The following is a 494-nucleotide window of genomic DNA, read 5'->3' on the forward strand; positions in this document are numbered from 1 at the left end:
ACCGGCACCACCTCCGACTCCGGATCGGCGGGATCGGGAGCGGGCGCCCACTCGAGGGCCAACTCGCGGGCACGGGTATCGACGTCGGCCGGCGTCACCTGCACGATGAGCCTGCGCGGCCAGATCCTGCCGGGACTGGTCGTCGAGCGGGACCCGCTTGCTCACGAACGCGACCCCACGCCCGACCGCATCACCGTGCTCAAGCGAGACACCACCGGTGCGCGCCTGCCGCGACACCTCGGGAAGGGAGGCCGCGGCCGCGCCGACCCGCGAGAGTCGGTAGGCGACGGCTGGTGGGTGCCCGAGTTCGCGCAGCAGGTCGGTCGCGCGTTTGACGCGTTTGCGGGCCGGGATCTCGCCGCGCTCGGCCGCCTCGGTCGCGGTAGCGAGCGTGGTGGTGCACAGGTTGAGCAGTCTGGTCACCTCCACCATCACCGCCAGGATGAGCCGGTCGTCGGCGCCGGTCGGCGACGGGGACGCGAACACCCGGGCCA

The 494-nt window shown here is 73.1% G+C and carries 1 pseudogene; it reads right to left on the minus strand.

Annotated elements, in window-relative coordinates:
- A pseudogene (locus tag AAFO60_RS20850) lies at positions 1 to 494 on the minus strand (hypothetical protein); the annotation flags it as partial.

Source organism: Gordonia aichiensis (assembly GCF_039946255.1).
Lineage (GTDB): Bacteria > Actinomycetota > Actinomycetes > Mycobacteriales > Mycobacteriaceae > Gordonia > Gordonia aichiensis_A.